This is a genomic window from Arthrobacter sp. NA-172 (assembly GCF_043952055.1).
Lineage (GTDB): Bacteria > Actinomycetota > Actinomycetes > Actinomycetales > Micrococcaceae > Arthrobacter.
The window spans coordinates 1,042,734-1,062,001 of sequence record NZ_JBINOT010000003.1 but is presented as its reverse complement, the minus strand read 5'-3'; the positions used below and the strand labels follow the sequence as shown (position 1 = coordinate 1,062,001).

Here is a 19,268-nt window from a genome sequence, read left to right as displayed (position 1 = left end):
GACACCCATGACTACGCTGAATGCCCTTGATTCCGTCGATGTAGGCTCGCCGTTGGCCACCCCCGGACCAATCGAGGACGCGCCCCTGGATGGTTTCCGCATCGGAGTGACCTCCCATCGCCGGTCGAGGGACCTGATCGAAGCGCTCGAACGGCGTGGTGCCTCGGTGCTGCACGCCCCGGCGCTGAAGATTGCCCCGGTCCAGGAAGACATCATCCTCATCGGGGACACCAAACGAATCATTGCGGCCAAACCCGATATCTGCATCGCCACTACCGCCTACGGTATGCGCCGCTGGTGCGAGGCGGCGGACTCGTTCGGTATCGGCGAGCAACTCATCGACGCCCTGGCCGCCTGCCGCATGTTCGTTCGGGGACCAAAAGCCCGCGGTGCCGTCCGCGCGGCCGGCCTTGCCGACGTCGGGATCAGCAGTGACGAAACCACGGCCACACTGGTGGACATGCTCCTCGAAGAAGGGGTCCGCGGAAAGATCGTCGCCGTGCAATTGCACGGGTATACCGATGTCCGCCAGCTCGAACGCCTCCGGATGTCCGGCGCGACGGTCCTCACCGTCACCCCCTACCGCTGGGTAAAGCCCGACGGCGAGGACAAGCTGCCGCGCTTGATCGAAGCCGCGTGCAGCGGGGACTTGGATGTCCTCACCTTCACGAGCGCCCCCGCGGTGGACGCGATGTGGAGCACGGCACACGAAATGGGCCTGTACCGCCAGCTGGTCGAGGCCCTCAAGACCCAGGTGACCGTTGCCGCCGTCGGGCCTGTCACCGCACAACCGCTGATCGACGCCGGACTGACCCCCCTCATCCCGCACCGTTACCGCATGGGCGCGCTCATCCGCCTTGTCACCGAACATCTGGCCCTCAACCACGTGCGCCGGCTCGACACTCCCTCAGGGAACATTGAGCTGCGAGGGCGCTGCTTGAGGATCAATGGCTCCGTGGTGGAACTGGCCCCGGCTCCGTTGCTCCTGCTGCGGGCGCTTTTGGGAGCCGGGGGTGCTGTGCTGTCCCGCGAGGCGCTTTCCGATCTTCTGGAGTTGCGCGGCTCGGTCCACGCCCTGGACATGACAGTGAGCCGTTTACGGTCCGCGCTGCCGGACGGAAAGCTTGTGGAAACCGTGGTCAAGCGGGGTTACCGGCTACGCGTCTAGACCTGTTTAGCGTCTAGCCCTGGTTCTTGTGGACAAGGTAGATGGCACCGGTGGTGACGTCTTCCTCCAGTGCTTCGAGGGTGCGGCCACGGGTTTCGGGAACTTGCTTGACGACGAAGATCAGGGCCAGCGCCCCGACGACGGCGAAGAGGAAGAAAGTGCCGGTGATGCCGACCCCCGCCACCAGCGACGGGAAGAACAGCGAAAGGAAGCCGTTCACCACCCAGAGGAAGAAGATCGAGACGCCGGTACCAAAGCCGCGCATGTGCAGCGGGAAGACCTCCGACAGGTAGACCCACACCGCGACGTTCAGGAACGTCTGCATGGACCCGACGAAGGCAACTACCAGGAAAAGAATCAGATACGGGCGGATCGGGTTGCCCACGGGCAACATCATGGAGGCGAACCCGATGAGCAGGTGGCAGCTGGTGGTCAGCGTGAGGCCGAGGATGAAGGTCTTGCGACGGTCGATCCGGTCCATGAGCGACAAGGCGATGACGCCGCCGATCACGGCGATCACGCCGGGCGCGATGTTCGCGATGAGCGCGCCGCTCTCGTTGAAGCCGGACTCGACGAGCACCGTCTGGCCGTAGTACATGATCGAGTTGATGCCGGTCAGCTGTTGGGCGACGCCCAGGCCGATTCCCACCAGCAGGATGCGGAACAGGTTCTTGTTGCTGAAGACCGCACGCCAGCCGATCTGCTGGCTCTGCTGCTCTTCCTTGGCAACGCTCTCGACCTCGCCGAGCTCAGCAAGGGCACGGTCCTCGGAGCGGACGGACCTCAGCACGGCGAGGGCCTCGTCGTGCCGGCCCTTCTCCACGAGCCAGCGTGGTGACTCGGGCACGCGGAGCATACCGAAGAACAGCGCGATGGCCGGCAACGCACAGACCGCAAGCATGATGCGCCACACGCCCGGGATGTCGCCCCACACGATGCCGATGATCGCGTTGACGACGAAGGCCGCCAGCTGGCCGACGACGATCATGAGCTCGTTGCGGCCCGCCAAGGATCCGCGGATCTCATACGGGGCCATCTCCGCCAGGAACACCGGGACCACCGCAGAGGCGCCACCCACCGCGAGACCGAGCAGGATCCGGCCGAGAACGAGCACCCCGAAACTCGGCGTGAATACGCACACCAAGGTGCCAGCGAAGAACAGCACCGCCAACAGGATGATCGTCTTGCGACGCCCCCACCCGTCGGAGATGCGGCCGCCCGAGAGCGCGCCGATCGCCGCGGCGAAGACGAGCGAGCTGGCAACAATTCCCTCAGTGAACGGCCTGAGGCCGAGTTCGGCCGTCATTGGCCTAAGCGCCCCATTGATGACACCTGTGTCATAACCGAACAGCAGACCACCAAAGGTGGCGATGAGGGCGACCATGCCAAGGCGCTTACGGTGCGGGCCGCTGGTCAGTGGAGGAAGCGCGACTGCGCTGCCGACTCCCCTATGGCTTTGCGTTGCAGACATCAGGACTCCTTTGTCTTGAGATGCGGGTCATACACCCGCTCTGAACACTAGACTAACGCGCGAAAGACTGAAATGTAAGGTCAATCTAACAAATGACTTAATCGGGGCTTCTTCGCCGTGGGAAGATGAGTGCATGGGTCTTGACCGTCAGCTCCGTCCCGCAACGCAGAGCGATGTGGCTCGTGAAGTGGGAGTGTCGCGCACGCTCGTGTCCTTCGCCTTCCGCGATGCTCCCGGCGTCAGCGGCGAGACCAAACAGGCGATCTTCGACGCTGCAAAACGTCTCGGTTACCGGCCCAACGCGGCCGCCGCCGACCTGGCACGCAAGCATCGCTCCGCCGTCGGGCTCTGATTTAATGGACATCCATAATGAGGTCTACGCCGACATCCTCAGCGGCGTCAGGATGGCACTCCCCCAGGCCCGCAACCGGCTCATCCTGAGCGTCTCCCAGTCTATCGACGGCGTGGATCCGGGAGCCGTGGACTCGCTGATCGAGGCACGGGTGGGGATCATCATCGCCGCAACACTGCTCGACCCGGACGAACGAGTGCGGGAACTGGCCAAAATAGTCCCGATCGTCAGCGTCGCGCGGCCGGTACCCGGCGTCGACAGCGTCTATTCGGACGACGACGCCGGCGCCCGCGCCGCCACCGAACACCTCCTCAGCCTTGGCCACACCCGGATCGCCCATCTTGCCGGACCCGATTATGACGGCCACACGGTCCGCCGGAGAAGCTACGAGAAGACAATGCGCGGCGCAGGCTTGGTTCCCTGGACAGTGCCAGCCCATGACTTCACGCAAGATGCCGGACAGCGTGCCGCAGCTGAAATACTTGATGCCGCGGAGCGCCCGACGGCCATCTTCACCCACAATGACCAGTTCGCGATGGCGGCACGCGAAGCCGCCTACGCCAGAGGCCTGGCGATTCCCGGAGACCTGTCGCTGGTGGGCTACGACAATTCCCGGACCGGCGGGCTCCACGGCATCGACCTGACGTCCATCGACCTGCACGCGACGGAACTGGGAAGCGTCGCCGGAGCCGTGGCTATGGACCGGCTCAACAATCCGGATGCTCCCATCGCGAATGAGCGCCTCACGCCCGAGCTGGTAGTCCGCAACTCAACGGCACCCGCCCCCATGTGACCCACCTCATTACCGGCTGGTAACCATCAGGGAACGGGCCACCGCCAAAATGGCAACAACAGGGAAACACCACCGAAAAACACCGCGCCTACGCTGGGCACAGGAACATCAACCACAGCCACACCACAGCTCAGTCCAGCGAAGGGACCCACCATGTCCATCACCCCGTCCGCAGGCTCCAAGCACTTGAACCAGTTGGTCATCGCCGGAGCCGGGCCCGCAGCCCAGGCACTTGTCCGTCAGTTGGCGGGCACAAGCACACCACCAAACAGCCGGGAACAGCCCGGAACGGCCGGGTTCCACGGCGCCATCACGGTCCTCAGCAACCGGGACGATTGCCCCACCGCACTCCTGGAGCTCGCTTCCCTCCCCCAGGTCTCCGTTCGTTTTGGCCAGGCGGCGAGCTTCATCGATGCCCAGGCCCCGCACTGTGACCACCTCGGAAGGCCTGGAGTTCCCGTACGACCAACTGGTGATTGCCACCGGCTCCGCGCCGATGCTCCCGCCAGTCCAAGGCGCAGCACGCAGCTTGAGCTACTCCACCATCGACGACGCCGAGCAGATCGGCGCTGCGATCAAGGACATCACCCGGGTCCTGGGCCGCCGCCCGCTGGGAATTTTGGTGGGCACCGGCCCGGCAGCCGGCCAGGCCGAGGCCGTGCTGCGAGCCCGCGGAGTCCGGCCCATCCGCACCACCTTGCGCCCAACCGCCGTCGTGCCTTCAATTGCGGGGTCGGTTCTGCCGGCCACCGGAATCCTTTTCGAGGACGGAAGCAGCATGAACGGCGATCTGGTGGTGCTCGCCGAGGAACGCCTCCCCCGTCATGAGCTGGCCGAAAGCGCGGGATTGCAAACAGCTCCCGACGGCGGAATCCGGGTTGGGCGCGACTTCGCCGCGTCCGTACCGGGCATCTGGGCGATCGGCGACGCCGCCTCGCGGGACGGCATGCGACTGGGCCTCGTCCTTTCCTCTGATGCGGCTGCGGCCCATTGCGCAGCCCGGCTCCAAGAAGACGCTAGGCTCCAGGCCGCGCGGTCCATACCGTCTCCCCATTCCGCCGGCGCCGCGGCCTGAGGGCGGCCAGTAGCCGGCACGCTCCGTCCCCCGGCAGTCCTCCCCTGGTGGCCTCCAGGGCGCCCGGGCAGTGTGGCAAGATGGTCATTTGACGAGCCGCGACCCATGCGGCACAAGCCACGGGCCCGCCCACGGAAGGACCTCCATGAGCCACGAAGCCGATACCGCAGTCGAAAACACGGCAAGCATCGCTTCATACATCGACCACACTCTTCTCAAGCCGGAGGCCAGCGAGGCTGACGTGCGCCAGATCTGTGCGGAGGCTGCCGAGTACAAGTTCAAGTCGGTGTGCGTCAATCCGCTGTGGGTCAAGACTGTCACGAAGGCCCTCAAGGGTTCCGGAGTACTCACGTGCTCGGTGGTCGGGTTCCCGCTGGGCGCGACTCCCAGCGACGTCAAGGCTTTTGAGGCCCGCGGTGCCGTACTGGACGGTGCGGATGAAATCGACATGGTGATCAACATCGCCGCCGCCCGCGCCGGTGACAAAGGCGCTTTGGTGGATGACATCACCGCCGTCGCGGAGGCAGCGCACGCTGGCGGAGCCATCCTGAAGGTCATCATCGAAACCTCCCTCCTGAACGACGAGCAGAAGGTCTTGGCGTGCCAGGCATCCGTCGAAGCCGGAGCCGATTTCGTCAAGACCTCAACCGGATTCAACGGTGGCGGCGCCACGGTGGAAGACGTTGCCCTCATGCGCAAGACCGTCGGCCCGGACCTTGGTGTCAAGGCCTCCGGTGGAGTACGTTCCCTGGCCGATGCACAGGCTATGATTGCTGCTGGTGCAACACGTATCGGTGCGAGCTCCGGGATTGCCATTGTCAAGGGTGAACAGGGTTCATCTGCGTACTGATTTGCCCGGCCGCCACAGTTTTTGAGCCCCGAGGGGCCGAGGAGGAAAGCATGTCCCAGAACGCCAGCCAGCCCATCGAAAAAGAGAACCCACTGGGCCAGAGCATTCTGCTCTTCGCGATCATGATCGCCCTGTTCCTCGGTGGGATCTACTCGCTGTCCTACCTCACGCTGGAGAACCCTTGGCCGATGGCCGTCTGTCTTGGCCTGTTTGCCCTCGCATTCTGGATTCCGCAGACCATTCTGGGCCGCTCCAACTCGGCTGGCGAAAGCTAAGACCTAACTGCAGAAAACCGTGGCCCCGGACTTCATAGTCCGGGGCCACAGTGGTTTAAGCGTGACTCCGCAGAACCTCCTGCCGCCGTCATCCACCCAGCCCCAACATGAGGGCCTGGAGGGCCGGCCACTGGTTTCGAAGCAATGCCCACGCCGCCAGACCAAGCCCAACCATCGCATAACCGCCCACTGGAATCAGGACCAGCCATTCCCGCCGCGACCCGGCTTTGCCGAGCAACGGGATCGAGAAGGCGCCGTTGGCCCGCCAGATTCCGCTGACGAGGGGTAACTTGCGCAGGAATTTCGGCGGCTTGATCACGATCGGCCACAGCAGGGGCACGCCGCCGGTGGTGATCATGTCACCCACGATGTGGACCACGACGCCGGTAAGCATGGACAACGGCAGCCAGCTCCACTGGTGCGGGGCAAACCACGTGACCAGTCCGGCCATGGCAAGGGCGAAGACCCAGTTGGCGATCCACCCCGAGCTCGGGAACAACTTGAGGGCCTTGGCCGCCAGGTTGATCATGAACATGCACAGCAACCCGGCGCCAACGGACAGGCGGCCCACGGGAGTATCAAACTGGAACTGGGCAGCCATGGCTGCGAGCACGACAAATGCCGAGGCTCCCAGCGAGTGAATGGGTTCCCTGCCGGTGCCCTCCGCTGGCCTTCTCGATCCCCACCGCGATCACGTTCGACAAGGGCGGCAGCGAGTGGGCGATGGTGCTTGAGCGGTGGTCCCAATCGCACACCAGCGGCGGTTCCCGCCGTCGTCATCGCTCCGATGAGTATTCCGGTGGCGTCCAGCGGGTACCAGCCCAAGGCGTACGGGCCGGTTGAAGCGATAGCTATCCACGCCGCGGCCCCGGACGCGGCGTGATGTCCTCCCATCATTGGTTCAGCCTGCGGTCTGGGAAGCGGACGCACTCGGTGAAGCCGAGAAGATAGCTTCGATGACTGTGTTGGCCCACTCAAGGATCTCGGCGTCCTGCAGGTCGCGCCCGCCGATCCTCGCCGTCTTGGGCTTGGGGAGCAGCACGGCGTCCAGGGCCGGCTTGATCTGCGAGCCCGGGTACATGCGGTTGAGCCGCATGACCTTCGATTCGGGCAGCTGGGCGGGCGAGAAACGGATGAAGTTGCCCTGGAGTGCGACGTCGGACAGCCCGGCTTCGCGGGCACCCACCCTGAAGCGCGCGACGGCGATCAGGTTCTTCGCGGGCAGGGGCGGCTCACCGTAACGGTCCACGAGCTCGGCCAGGACCTCGTCGATAGCCTCATTGGTAATAGCTGCAGCCAGTTTCCGGTAAGCCTCCAGGCGCAGCCGTTCACCCGGCACGTAGTCGTGGGGCAAATGGGCATTGACGGGCAGCTCGATCTTCATGTCTGCGGCCTTCTCTTCGGCCTCGCCGCGGTACTCGGCCACGGCTTCGCCCACCAGCCGGATGTACAGATCGAATCCGACCCCTTGGATGTGCCCGGACTGCTGCCCGCCCAGCAGGTTGCCGGCGCCGCGGATTTCGAGGTCCTTCATGGCCAGCTGCATTCCCGCGCCGAGTTCATTGTGGGCCGCGACGGCCTTGAGCCGTTCAAGGGCCACCTCCCCCAGGGGCTTCTCCGAGGGATACAGGAAGTAGGCGTAGGCACGTTCGCGGCCACGTCCCACACGGCCACGCAGCTGGTGGAGCTGGGAGAGGCCGTACTTGTCCGCGCCGTCCACAATGAGGGTGTTGGCGTTGGAAATATCCAGGCCGGTCTCAATGATGGTGGTGCAGACCAGGACGTCAAAGCGCTTCTCCCAGAAGTCCACGATGATCTTTTCCAGGCGGCTCTCGGACATCTGCCCATGCGCCACTTCAACGCGGGCCTCGGGAACCAGTTCACGGATCTGGGCGGCGATGCGTTCAATCGAGGACACACGGTTGTGGACGAAGAACACTTGCCCTTCGCGCATGAGTTCACGCCGGATCGCCGCGGAGGTCTGCTTGTTCGTGAACGGCCCGACATACGTCAGCACGGGGTGCCGCTCCTCCGGCGGGGTGGCCAGCGTGGAGGTTTCGCGGATACCCGTGAGGGACATCTCCAAGGTACGCGGGATGGGTGTGGCGCTCATCGCGAGGACGTCTACGTTGGTGCGCATCTTCTTGAGCGCTTCCTTGTGCTCCACGCCGAAGCGCTGCTCCTCATCCACGATCACCAGGCCAAGGTCCTTGAATTCGAAGTCCTTGGAGAGCAGCCGGTGCGTGCCAATGACCACATCCACGGAGCCGTTCTTGACTCCCTCGATGGTCTCCTTGGCTTCCTTCGCGCCCTGGAACCGTGACAGCGGCTTGACGCGCAAAGGGAATCCGGAGAAGCGCTCGGTGAAGGTTTCGTAGTGCTGCTGGGCGAGCAGTGTCGTTGGTACCAGCACCGCTACCTGTTTGCCGTCTTGTACCGCCTTGAACGCGGCCCTGACCGCGATTTCGGTCTTTCCGTAGCCAACATCGCCCGAGACCAGGCGGTCCATGGGGATCTCGCGTTCCATATCTGCCTTGACCTCGTTGATGGTGGTCAACTGGTCCGGCGTCTCCACGTAGGGGAAAGCCTCCTCAAGCTCCCGCTGCCACGGGGTGTCCGGAGCGAAGGCATGCCCGCGGGACGCCATGCGGGCCGAGTACAGCCGGATGAGCTCGCCCGCGATTTCCTTGACGGCTTTGCGGGCCTTGGACTTGGTGCTTGCCCAGTCCGCGCCGCCCATCTTGCTCAACGCCGGCGAGTCGCCCCCGACGTAGCGGGTCACTTGGTCGAGCTGGTCCGTGGGCACGAAAAGCCGGTCGCCGGGGGCACCGCGCTTGGACGCCGCGTACTCGAGCACGAGGTACTCGCGAAGACCTGCGTCTCCCCCGGACGGACCGGCAGAGGAGCCAGCCACCTTGCGCTGGATCAGCTCCACGAACTTCCCGATTCCGTGCTGTTCGTGGACCACGAAGTCACCGGCGTGCAGCTGGAGGGGGTCGACGGCGTTGCGCCGCTTGGAGGGCATGCGCCGCATGTCCTTCGTGGACCCGGCCGACGTGCGGCCCAGGAGGTCCGCTTCCGTGAGCAGCCCCAGTTTGAGGCCGTCGAGCACAAATCCGCGTCCGACGGCGGCCGTGGTCACCTCGATGATGCCGGCCTGCGGTTCGTGGGCCAGGGATTCGACGCGGGAACACGGGATATCAGCGTCATGGAACAACTCGGCGAGCCGTTGAGCCGGTCCGGGTCCGTCGGTCGCCACCACGATGCGCCATTGGTCCCGCACGCGGGACCCGATGAATTCGAGCATCTCTGCGACGTCGCCCTGGTACCCGCGCGGTTCGCGGGCATGCAAGTTCAGGACGTCGATGTCGAGGACAAGTTCTTCGTCCGTCGCCAAAGACGTGATGGACCACCAAGAGACGCTGTGCGCCAAGGCTGCGCCCCGGGTGTCCGTCAAGGATTGGAAGCTGGCCGAGTGCAGGGCGGAGGCGGCTTGGGAACCCAGGACCGCGTCGAGCGCCAAAGGCGCCTTTCCGCCGTCGGACGCCGTGGACCAAGCCGCTTCGAGGAATTCCTCGTTGGTGGCAGCGAGGTCGTGGGCACGGGTGCGCACTTTCTCCGGTTCGATCACCACGGCGATCGAACCGGCCGGCAACTGTTCGACGAACGGCACCATGGAATCAACCAGGACAGGTGCCAAGGATTCCATGCCCTCGACGGCGATGCCGCCGGCGATCTTTTCCAACATGTCCGCGGCGGCCGGCATCTCGGCCTTGAGCTTGGCAGCCCGGGACATGACCGACGGCGTGATGAGGATTTCCCGGCAGGGCGGGGCATGCAATTCGGTGGGGTGATGCACGGACGGACCCGACAGCGAACGCTGGTCCGCCACGGCAAACCACCGCATCTGGTCTACCTCATCGCCGAAGAATTCCACCCTGATGGGGTGGTCCTCGGTGGGTGGGAAAACATCCAATATGCCGCCCCTGACGGCGAATTCACCCCGGTGGGTAACCATGTCCACGCGGGAGTAGGCGGCGTCGGCAAGGCGGCGTACCACGTCGCTGAAGGGCATTTCCTGCCCTACCCTCAGGGTCACGGGGACCAGTTCGCCCAGGCCCGCCACGATCGGCTGGACCACGGCGCGAACCGGGGCCACCACCACACGCAAGGCACCCGCCGTCGAGCTCTCCGGGTGGGCCAGCCGGCGAAGTACCGAGAGCCGGCGGCCCACTGTGTCCGAGCGGGGCGAGAGCCTTTCGTGCGGCAAGGTTTCCCAGCTGGGGAAAGCCGTCACTGAATCCGCCGGAAGATAGGCGGCCAAGGCGGCCGTGAGGTCCTCGGCTTCGCGGCCGGTTGCCGTGACGGCCAACACCACCGCGTTGTTTTCAAGAGAGCCGCCTTCGTCCTCCTGGGAGGCGAGGCCATCTACCATCTCCGCCAGCAGCGCGGCCCTCAAGCCTGCAGGCGCGCTGATCTGGTAGTCGCTGCTGCGTTCGCTGAACGTCCGTGCGGCCTCGGGCCTGACGCGCGCGAACGTCCGGTCCTCGCCCAAAGCCCGCCGCAATCCGTCAAGGGATGCGACGGTGCCCGCGTGGTTGGTTCCAGGGTTTACCGCGGACGGCTGGCCTTTGGGGCTCATGGATGGCACTCCTCGGAAGAGGGAAGTCGGATTGGGGAAGGCAACACGAAAGCCCGAAATTCTCTCGAATCCCGGGGCGTTCCTAGCCTACCCCGGCAACACCGTAGGATGTTTGGGAGCCGCAAGACCTTTCAACCGAGATATTCACGGAGGACCCCCATGGCCCTGAACGCATCCACCACGCTGCCCTACGGCGTCGACCGCGTAACAGCTACTTTCATTGACGAAGACTTCCTGCGCCACACGAGCGAGTATGTCGGCGGCACTTTGGAATCATTCCAGGTCGACGGCGACACCGCCGGCGCATTCAGCACCATCACGGTCCGTACCCTGCCCACCACGCGGCTGCCCGAGATCGCCCGGAAGTTCGTGGGCGAAAAGCTCACCGTCACACAGACCGAAAAGTGGGAGGCACCGACGGCCGACGGCTCCCGCGCCAGCACCATTTCCCTGAAAATCTCCGGCGCCCCTTTGGATGTCACCGCGGTACAGCGTCTTGTGGCCGACGGCGGCAACACCCGCGTCGAGCTTGAAGGCAACGTCACCTCGTCGGTACCGTTCCTCGGCGGCAAGATCGCCGAAGCGGCCGAACCGATGGTGGGCAAGGCCCTGAACATCCAGTCCCAGCAGGCCAGGCCTGGCTCGAAAGCCACTAGCGTGCAGCTGGTACCTGGCCTGGCCATTGTGCTGATTGTCGCCGGGGCCTGGTCGCTCATCGTGTGGCCGCAGTTCCTGCGCCGCGTCATGACGGACCCCCGCGCCCGCGACGCCGCCGGGAAGGCGACCAAGTTCCTCACGGTGCACGTTGTGCTCGTGACCATCTCCATGGTGCTTGGCCTCGCGACGGCGATCATCGGCGTCGCGGGCCTGGTCGCCTAGCGCCCCTTCCGAGCTAGTTGGGTAAAATAGAAAACAGGTGCGCCGGGAAGTCTGGTCGGCAACAGTTTTGTTGACCCCGAACTCCCCGAGGAGCCACATGGCGAACCGCCCGCACTCCGCTGCCCATACCCGGGTTTTCAGCCGCTCCAGTTTCCCCGAGTACCAACGCATCCTTGCTATTCTCCGCACTGAGACCGTTGGCGGCGCCCTCTTGCTCGCCGCTACCGTGGCCGCTCTTGTTTGGGCCAATTCGCCCCTTTCCAACGGCTATTTTTCGCTCCGCGATATCAAAATCGGCTATGCCCCGTGGCATCTTGAACTGCGCCTGGGCCACTGGGCGTCAGACGGGCTTTTGGCTGTGTTCTTCTTCATCGCCGGACTCGAGCTGAAGCGCGAATTCGTCGCCGGGGAATTGCGGAAGCCGTCCAAGGCGATCGTCCCGGTGGCGGCCGCAATAGGCGGCGTGGCTCTTCCGGCACTCATCTACGTGGTGCTCAATCTTGGCTCGGGCGCGGAAACCCTCAAAGGCTGGGCGATACCTACTGCCACCGACATCGCATTTGCCCTGGCCGTTCTGGCAGTCATCAACACGCATTTGCCGTCAGCGCTGCGGACTTTCCTGCTGACATTGGCGGTGGTGGATGACCTGATCGCCATCGGCATCATCGCGTTCTTCTACTCGAACGGCCTTGAGCCACTCATGCTGCTGGCCGCAGCCGTGCCGCTGGCCCTCTTCACCTTCCTGGTACAGAAGCGCATCCGCAGTTGGTATCTGCTGCTCCCCCTTGCGGCCGCCACTTGGGCGTTCGTCCATGCCTCCGGCATCCACGCCACCGTGGCGGGCGTCCTGCTTGGCTTCGCTGTTCCCGTCCTGGCGTCGGGAAAGAAGGGCGAACCCAAAGCCGGCCTCGCCGAAACGTTCGAGCACCGCCTGCGTCCCTTCTCTGCAGGATTCGCGGTGCCCGTCTTCGCTTTCTTCTCCGCCGGCGTTGCCTTGGGCGGCGCCGAAGGGCTGGGAGCCGCCCTGCGCGATCCAGTGGCGGTTGGCATCATCATGGCCCTCGTGGTGGGCAAGACGGTGGGAGTCTTCGGCACCACATTCCTCATCACGAAGACCACCCGCGCACGGCTGGATGACGGCGCTCGGCCTGGATCGACGTCGCAGGGCTCGCCATGCTGGCCGGCGTCGGCTTCACCGTCTCGCTCCTGATCGCCGAGCTGAGCTTCGGCTCCGGTTCTCCGCACGACGATCATGCGAAGGTTGCGGATCACTGGCCGGTTCCCTCGCCGCGGCGGTGCTCGCCGCCGTCGTGCTCAAGGCCCGCAACCGCCATTACCGCCACGTGGCGAAAGAAGAGCAAAGGGACGACGACGGCGACGGCGTACCTGACGTTTTCACCCGCGCCTGAGGTGCCTGGCCGGTATGCGAGTAGCCTACATTTCTTATGGAGTATTGCTGTCCGCAATTAGGGTGATTGGCACGCTATTTGCCCCGTACCGCCAGGAATACCTTGCTGGTATGGACGCGAATAGTATGGAACGGGTGTGGCACGGAAGCCACAGGAAGGTCCGGGCAAAGAACTGGTCGTTGATCTTTGTCTGGGCGATTTTCGGGCTCATGTCGATTTCGGTGGTCATTGCAGCGGTACCCAGGTGATGCGATGACAAAAGGCCAATGGTACAAAAAGCTCGGACCGGTATACACGGGTCCGAGCTTTTATTTACTCATGAGATTTCAAAGGTAATGCGGCCAGGCGTCAGTGCAGTGGCTTGACTGCATTCGAGCCTTGGTATTCAGCGCATTAACCCCGCGGCGGCGGCAAAAATGGTCGCGGCGACGAGGGCAAACAACATTCCCACAATCACAAATTCGGCCCTGCGGACCCGGTGCTGGCTCCGGCGCCATTCGCGCCTGCTCTCCAAGGTAATCATGCTTCGAGGCTAAGTCCGGCCGCGGGTTCGAAATAGAGTGGACGCTACTCGACTCGCTTACCCGAATTAGAGAGCTTGAGACACGCCTTCGCTGGCCTCAGCCTGCCGCAGTGCGTCCTCCGCAGCCACCCAGGCGAGCATGGCGCACTTTACCCGTGCCGGATATTTGGCAACCCCGGCTAAAGCGGCAGCGTTCACTGGAGCAATTCCTCATCCGCCTCCAGTTTGCCGCGCGAGCGCATCAATTCACGGAAAGAATCAATCGTCCGGCGAAGGGACGCCGGCGACATGCCCGGTGCCATTTCGCTCAGGATGGACGCTGACGCCATGGAAATGGCACAGCCATCGCCGTCCCAATGGATTTCCGTGACGGCCTGTCCGTCTCCGGCCATGCCCACACTCAGCCGGAGGGTGATCTCATCCCCGCACACGGGATTGAGCTGATGGCTCTGTCCCGTGCCGGCCGTGCCGGCTGCTGCGTCCGGAAGATGAGCCAGATCTCCACCGCTGCGCGCCTTCGAGTGCTCGAGAATCAGCTGTTGGTACAAAGCGTCCAGGCCGCTCATGACGTGGCTCCAGAAGAAGTCACGCGGAAGTAGGGCCGGATCTGGGCAACTGTCTCGATCAGAAGGTCTACTTCCTCGGAAGTGGTGTATAAATAGGTGCTGGCCCTCGTGGAGGCTGTCAGGCCCAGCCTCCGGTGCAATGGCTGCGCACAGTGGTGACCCACACGGACGGCAATGCCCAGCTCGTCGAGGTACTGCCCGACGTCGTGCGCGTGCACTCCGGCGACGTCGAACGCGGCAAGTCCGGTCCGTTCCTCCCCGGTCCCAGGGCCCAGAACGCGGACTCCGTCGATGGCGCTAAGGCCGGTGACAAGCCGTTGGCCAAGCTCCGCCTCGCGAAGCGCGATCCGTTGCATGCCTGTTTCACTGAGGTAGTTCGCTGCGGCAGCCAGGGCAACAGCCTGCGAAATAGCCTGTGTTCCCGCCTCGAAGCGCTGGGGAGCGGGCAGGTATTGGGCTTGTTCCATGGTCACGGTGGTGATCATGGAACCACCAGTCAGGAACGGTGGCATGGCGTTGAGCAACTCACGGCGTCCGTAGACCGCGCCGATTCCCGTGGGCCCGAGCATCTTGTGGCCCGAGAACACGGCAAAGTCCACGTCCAGGGCTTTGAAGTTCAGGGGAAGGTGCGGAGCGGATTGGCAGGCGTCCAGGACCACCAAGGCGCCTACTTCCCGGGCCATCCGAACCAGAATGTCCACAGGATTGATGTTGCCAAGCACATTGGACGTGTGGGTAAAGGCGAAGATTTTGGTGCGTCCGGTCATCAGGCGGGCGGCTTCCTCAAGTCGCAGCGCACCGGCGTCGTCAATCGGAATGAACTTGAGGGTGGCACCGGTCCGCCGGCACAGTTCCTGCCACGGGATCAGGTTGGCGTGGTGTTCCATTTCGGTGACGAGGACTTCGTCACCCGGCATCAGGGCGAATCGCTCACCACCTGCCGCCGCGTTGGACACACTGGCGTTCGAGAACGAATAGGCCAGAAGGTTCAAACCGGCCGTGGCGTTCGCGGTCCAAATCAGTTCATCGTCTCCAACGCCTACAAAGCGTGCCACCGTGGCTCGTGCCTCTTCGAAGGCATCCGTGGCTTCCACAGCAAGGTGGTGTGCGCCGCGATGGACCGCGGAGTTTCGCTGCTCATAGAACTCCTGCTCGGCCTCAAGGACGCTCCTGGGGTTCTGCGAGGTGGCACCCGAATCCAAATAGACCAAAGGTTTGCCATTGATTTCCTGGTCAAGAACGGGGAAGTCATTGCGTATGCGAAGGACCTCCGCGTCATCGAGTGCGGAAGCCTGGGCATCTCCCCGCGCGGGGGTGGAAACCATTGTCAAAACCGGTGCTCCTTGTTGGAAATACGTGGCAATCGCCAGCGGCTAACCGCCAGGAATGGCGGCGTCACCTAGTAATTGTCCCACCAATTGCCATCGCTGCCTCATCCGTGGTGCAGCACAGGCTACTCCTCGGGTTTCGCCAATTCGTCCCAGAGCTCTGAAAGCTTCTGCCTGCGGGAGACTCCGAGTTTGCCATAGACCCGCTGCAGGTGGGCGTTGACAGTGTTGACAGCTATGCCCAAGCGAGCGGCTACCTCCGCACTGCTTAGCCCGGACGCGACCAGGGCGGTCACCTCGCGTTCGCGTTGCGAGAGCTTGACGATCCCTGGAAGAACAGATGCCCCGGTCTCCGGACCCACCGCGGCGGGTTCGTCAAACGCAAACGCCTCTTTCCTGGTCGAAAGCCCAATCTTGCAACGGCTCGCCCGCGCTTCCCGGCCCTGTTCCGTGGGACCCTGTTCCGAGGGGCCCCGTTCCAAGGGGTCCTGCGCCGAGCTGCCCTGCACCAAGTCCGTGCCCCGGTTCTTGGGTTGCATCCGAGCCCGGCGGCATGCCGGGCTCGACGCTCCACACCACCTCGGACACTCCTGGGCCCAGCTGCCGATAGCCACGGCTACCGGTGCGGGCGGCCAAGCCGAGGTTCAGCATTTCGAGCGCCCGGTGTCCCCTCTTGGCAGCAGAACCCGCGAGTTGCAGGAGCTTCCTGTGGGAATGTTCTGCGCCAATCAGGATTGACCGTGCTGCGGATGAATAGCTTTCGGCGAGTTGCGACGCAAGATAGTTCCCTGCGCTGAGGCGTGAATCGTAGGCCGCGAGCGCCCGACGTACCTGGTTGACATCGCCCAGCAACCATGCGGCTGCGGCAAGTCCCCCGAGGGCAGGTGGCAGAAGTCCGTCTGGGTCAGCTTCGTCCAACCGGGCCTTGGCTTGGCGGAACTGTTCACAGGCCAGCTCCAGGCTCCCCTGCCTGGCAAGCACCAGCGCCCTGTAGAGGTGGGCCGATCCGCCGAAGTAGCTCATCCGGTTGCTGTAGCTGGAACTGCCGGCGCAGAACATTTCAGTACCGCCCCATTGCCCGCGCCAGATCAAATTGGATCCGTGGATGGTCAATATGGTGGAGTGGAAATCCACGGGGCACCGCGGCAGCTTACCCACGGCCTCGAGAGCCAGCTTCGAAAGCGCGACGGCGTCCGCAAACCGTCCGCTCACGGCCAACCCTTGAGATACCAGCGCCATCAAAAGGACGCAGGCCAAGGTGGGCGGTGGCGGCTGGGTCTCCGAGCGCAAGACGGGGTCGATCAATTGGCTGTGGCAAAGCCTGCGGAACAGCTCACTGCCGGCGGAAGGCCAGCTACCGTTCTGGGCATCCAGATAGACCTGGAGAACGTCCAGCTCGTCTCGGACGGCCGATTGCTCGGGAGAGGCCTGCCCGCCGGGCAGGGGCCCGACGGCGGCAGCCTCCACCCGCCGTCGGGCATCGTGAAGGACCGCCTGGAGCACGCTGACCCCGGGCGATGTCGGCAATAGTGCGTGCAGCAGCAGCCATACGGCGTGGGCGAAGTCCGCCGTCAGGACGTCTGGAGTGTTTGCGACCAAGCCTTTCAGGACGGTTACCGCTCCGGTGAAGTCCCTCGTCTGGTAGAGCGCCCTTGCCAGCTCCACTCCTGCAATCAGCGCCAGTTCCGGGGCTTGGACGGCATCCGCGGCGCGGCGGGCCCGCCGATTGTCATGGATGTCGTTCGCCGCTATGGCCACGGCCAAGAGGTCTGCGTCGGACACCGGCAAGCCGTTTTCCTGTTCGAGGTCCACACGACGGAACAGGGTCCACAGCGAATCGTCGGCAAGTGGTGCAGACATGATGTAGATGCTCCGCCGAAGTTCCAGGATCCGGGCAGGTCCCAGCTGCTGCCGCGCCAACCGACCCTCGATGGCGTGGCTGAGGGTCGCCATCTCCTGGCTGTCGTTCTGAACGCGGATGGTGCCGTCGCCCCGGAGCGCTTCAATGGCCCGTTTTTGGACAAGTTCCTCAAGAACAGCAAGCGGTATCGGCTCCCCCACCGCCAGGGTGTCAACCACCTGCCGCTGGGGTACGGAATACCCTTCAAGCCGGTGCCGGGTCAGCTCCAGGGCCTGCGATCCATCCATTCGAATCGGCCCGGAGAGCATCCAGGAATCGGCCTGCTCCACGATCTCGCCGCGCGCCGAGGCTTCGTCCAGAAGCAATTTCGCGGTCTGCAGGTTTCCACCGGTCAGGGCATGGATATCCCGAACCAGGCTGCGCGCAGCGCGACCGCCCAAACGGTGGTCCAGGTATTCGCGAAGCTGCTCCTGGGTGAGCTCGTCCAAAGTCACCACCGACAACTGCCGCGAAACCACGGACTCCATCAGTTCCATCCGCAAGGGCCGGTCTGAGCGGTGGGTGGCGATCAGGCGGATATCCGGTTCAACGAGCAGCTGGTTCAGGAGCCAAAGAGACATGTCGTCCAGGAAATCGATGTTGTCCAGCACCAGCAAGGCAGAGGACCCCGATGCCGTAGCGCCGCGTACCGCTTTGCGACATGCAGCGACGATGGAGCCCGGCCACACCTTGGACCGGGCTGGCAGGTCCGGAACAAGTGCCATGGCGATTCCGAAGGGGATATCGGCGAATGACTCGGAAACATTGTGGGCGATCACGCTGAATGATCCGCGCAGGACGGACGCGGCGGCGCCCAGGAGGGTGGTCATCCCTGAGCCTCCCGGACCTGAAATGACTACTCCGGCTGGCTCCGGCCCTGACAAGGCAATAACTATCTCTTGAAGCTCTGCGGCCCGAATGATCGGGGGCGAGGTGTGGGTCCCTTCAGTATCGTCCATGGTCCTGTCTCATCCTCGGGCCGCCGGACTCGTGTTCCTGACGGCCGCGGCACGGACCGGTGTCATTTCCAAAACCTACCTGCGGGTTTCTGTCCTGGATTGAGTGGTAACTACTTGAATTTCCAGGGCTACTCGCATGGGATTCGACCCCTCCACGCAGCCGCCATGAGAGGCACGACAGGCACCTTCGCGGCCCCGATTCCTCGACGGTCTGGCCACAATGTGTAAGCTGGTCTCGCAAGAGTAGGTTCTGGCTGGCTACTTCTGGGGAGTCGAAGCACAGCCGATTTTCGTAACAACTCTGTCGTGACACACCATTTGGCCGTGTACGACTCTGCGGCATTTTCGCCTGCAGACCGCCCTATCCATTGCCTCGGTCTCGTATGTCTATGTCCCCAACAGATATGTCACCCAAAATATGAAACACCTGTTAACAGCACTCGTCGCCGTGTTGCTCCTGACCTTCGGCGGGCTAGCAACCATATCGGCCGTCCAGTCCTCCCACAAATCCTCCGCCCAGGCCTCGGACCGCACTTCGGGCGCCCGCCCAAGCGCCTCTCCCTCGCCCTCCTCCACCCCCAAACCCGCTTCAACGCCGACGCCAACCCCGACGCCGAGCAAAGTTCCGGCTGCGAAGCCCTCGAGCACGCCCGCTCCAGCCGCTCCGGCGCCTGCGGCGCCAGCCAGTACCCCGGCTTCGGCACCCGCGCCGCTGCCTGCCACAGGCGGGACCTACCCGCTTCACACCAACATCGTGAGCACCACCTTCTGGGTGGGCGAAATCTTCAACGCGAGCCTCTCTGATGGTTCTCAGGTCTGCTCCACTTTCAACGGCCAGTGGGCGCTCCAGCACACCGGAGTGAACCTCGGAACTACCCCTGCGGGCGCCAGCGGTTGTCCCGGCAGCCCCTATGGCGGCTGCGATGGCGTCAGTTCCGGAACCGGCTCGAATTTCAAGTGCGCCACGGAACAGCGCGTAGCCAGCAACGGCTACTTCCCGTTGCACCAGTCCAAGCCTTTGCAGAACCCCTTCTCACCTGGATCTGCCTTACGACGACGTCAATGACAGCGCTGCTTT

General features: G+C 64.0%; 15 protein-coding genes and 5 pseudogenes. 11 read left to right on the top strand and 9 right to left on the bottom strand.

The annotated features are described in order from the left end of the window. Window positions 1–7: 7 nt before the first annotated feature. Window positions 8–1,168 (top strand): uroporphyrinogen-III synthase, encoded by a 1,161-nt coding sequence (locus tag ACF0H6_RS19065; RefSeq protein ID WP_395251031.1) that lies wholly within the window; start codon window positions 8–10, stop codon window positions 1,166–1,168. 13 nt (window positions 1,169–1,181) lie between these two features. On the opposite strand, the gene ACF0H6_RS19060 is transcribed toward ACF0H6_RS19065, so the two are convergent. Further along, the gene (locus tag ACF0H6_RS19060; RefSeq protein ID WP_395251030.1) at window positions 1,182–2,639 is read right to left on the bottom strand and encodes a sugar porter family MFS transporter; all 1,458 of its coding nucleotides are present in this window, start codon (window positions 2,637–2,639) and stop codon (window positions 1,182–1,184) included. 133 nt (window positions 2,640–2,772) lie between these two features. Between ACF0H6_RS19060 and ACF0H6_RS19055 the strand changes: the two genes are divergently transcribed. From ACF0H6_RS19055 to ACF0H6_RS19035, 5 genes and pseudogenes are all read left to right on the top strand, one after another. Next, on the top strand, window positions 2,773–2,991 hold the full coding sequence (locus ACF0H6_RS19055) for a LacI family DNA-binding transcriptional regulator (protein ID WP_395251029.1): 219 nt from the start codon (window positions 2,773–2,775) through the stop codon (window positions 2,989–2,991). Window positions 2,992–2,995: 4 nt separating this feature from the next. Beyond that, on the top strand, window positions 2,996–3,784 hold the full coding sequence (locus ACF0H6_RS19050; protein ID WP_395251028.1) for a LacI family DNA-binding transcriptional regulator: 789 nt from the start codon (window positions 2,996–2,998) through the stop codon (window positions 3,782–3,784). A gap of 153 nt (window positions 3,785–3,937) precedes the next feature. Beyond that, window positions 3,938–4,859: pseudogene (locus tag ACF0H6_RS19045) on the top strand (FAD-dependent oxidoreductase). 145 nt (window positions 4,860–5,004) lie between these two features. Next, the gene (gene deoC, locus ACF0H6_RS19040; RefSeq protein WP_395251027.1) at window positions 5,005–5,709 is read left to right on the top strand and encodes a deoxyribose-phosphate aldolase; all 705 of its coding nucleotides are present in this window, start codon (window positions 5,005–5,007) and stop codon (window positions 5,707–5,709) included. A gap of 50 nt (window positions 5,710–5,759) precedes the next feature. Then, window positions 5,760–5,984, top strand: coding sequence for a hypothetical protein (locus ACF0H6_RS19035; protein ID WP_395251026.1), 225 nt, complete (start codon window positions 5,760–5,762; stop codon window positions 5,982–5,984). Between the two features lie 88 nt (window positions 5,985–6,072). On the opposite strand, the pseudogene ACF0H6_RS19030 reads toward ACF0H6_RS19035, so the two are convergent. Continuing rightward, window positions 6,073–6,881, bottom strand: a pseudogene (locus ACF0H6_RS19030) (metal-dependent hydrolase). Between the two features lie 4 nt (window positions 6,882–6,885). Further along, the gene (gene mfd, locus ACF0H6_RS19025) at window positions 6,886–10,626 is read right to left on the bottom strand and encodes a transcription-repair coupling factor (RefSeq protein WP_395251025.1); all 3,741 of its coding nucleotides are present in this window, start codon (window positions 10,624–10,626) and stop codon (window positions 6,886–6,888) included. Window positions 10,627–10,785: 159 nt separating this feature from the next. Here mfd and ACF0H6_RS19020 point away from each other — a divergent pair. From ACF0H6_RS19020 to ACF0H6_RS19005, 4 genes and pseudogenes are all read left to right on the top strand, one after another. Next, a pseudogene (locus tag ACF0H6_RS19020) lies at window positions 10,786–11,282 on the top strand (DUF2505 domain-containing protein). A 1-nt stretch (window position 11,283) separates the two neighbouring features. Continuing rightward, window positions 11,284–11,505, top strand: coding sequence for an SCO4848 family membrane protein (locus tag ACF0H6_RS19015; RefSeq protein ID WP_395251024.1), 222 nt, complete (start codon window positions 11,284–11,286; stop codon window positions 11,503–11,505). A 97-nt stretch (window positions 11,506–11,602) separates the two neighbouring features. After that, window positions 11,603–12,914, top strand: a pseudogene (nhaA, locus tag ACF0H6_RS19010) (Na+/H+ antiporter NhaA). Window positions 12,915–13,024: 110 nt separating this feature from the next. Next, on the top strand, window positions 13,025–13,162 hold the full coding sequence (locus ACF0H6_RS19005; RefSeq protein WP_395251023.1) for a hypothetical protein: 138 nt from the start codon (window positions 13,025–13,027) through the stop codon (window positions 13,160–13,162). Window positions 13,163–13,299: 137 nt separating this feature from the next. Here ACF0H6_RS19005 and ACF0H6_RS19000 read toward each other — a convergent pair whose 3' ends face one another. From ACF0H6_RS19000 to ACF0H6_RS18975, 6 genes and pseudogenes are all read right to left on the bottom strand, one after another. Beyond that, on the bottom strand, window positions 13,300–13,437 hold the full coding sequence (locus ACF0H6_RS19000) for a hypothetical protein (protein ID WP_395251022.1): 138 nt from the start codon (window positions 13,435–13,437) through the stop codon (window positions 13,300–13,302). Between the two features lie 66 nt (window positions 13,438–13,503). Beyond that, a pseudogene (sufU, locus tag ACF0H6_RS18995) lies at window positions 13,504–14,003 on the bottom strand (Fe-S cluster assembly sulfur transfer protein SufU). Next, window positions 14,000–15,334, bottom strand: a complete 1,335-nt coding sequence (locus ACF0H6_RS18990; RefSeq protein ID WP_395251021.1) for a SufS family cysteine desulfurase — start codon at window positions 15,332–15,334, stop codon at window positions 14,000–14,002. Before ACF0H6_RS18990 ends, sufU begins: the two are co-directional and overlap by 4 nt. Window positions 15,335–15,456: 122 nt before the next feature. After that, entirely contained in the window at window positions 15,457–15,693 is a 237-nt protein-coding gene (locus ACF0H6_RS18985; RefSeq protein ID WP_395251020.1) for a response regulator transcription factor, read from the bottom strand. Between the two features lie 13 nt (window positions 15,694–15,706). Further along, entirely contained in the window at window positions 15,707–18,190 is a 2,484-nt protein-coding gene (locus ACF0H6_RS18980; RefSeq protein WP_395251019.1) for a hypothetical protein, read from the bottom strand. 387 nt (window positions 18,191–18,577) lie between these two features. Further along, the gene (locus ACF0H6_RS18975) at window positions 18,578–18,913 is read right to left on the bottom strand and encodes a hypothetical protein (protein ID WP_395251018.1); all 336 of its coding nucleotides are present in this window, start codon (window positions 18,911–18,913) and stop codon (window positions 18,578–18,580) included. Window positions 18,914–18,944: 31 nt separating this feature from the next. Between ACF0H6_RS18975 and ACF0H6_RS18970 the strand changes: the two genes are divergently transcribed. Beyond that, on the top strand, window positions 18,945–19,256 hold the full coding sequence (locus ACF0H6_RS18970) for a hypothetical protein (RefSeq protein WP_395251017.1): 312 nt from the start codon (window positions 18,945–18,947) through the stop codon (window positions 19,254–19,256). Window positions 19,257–19,268: the final 12 nt, after the last annotated feature.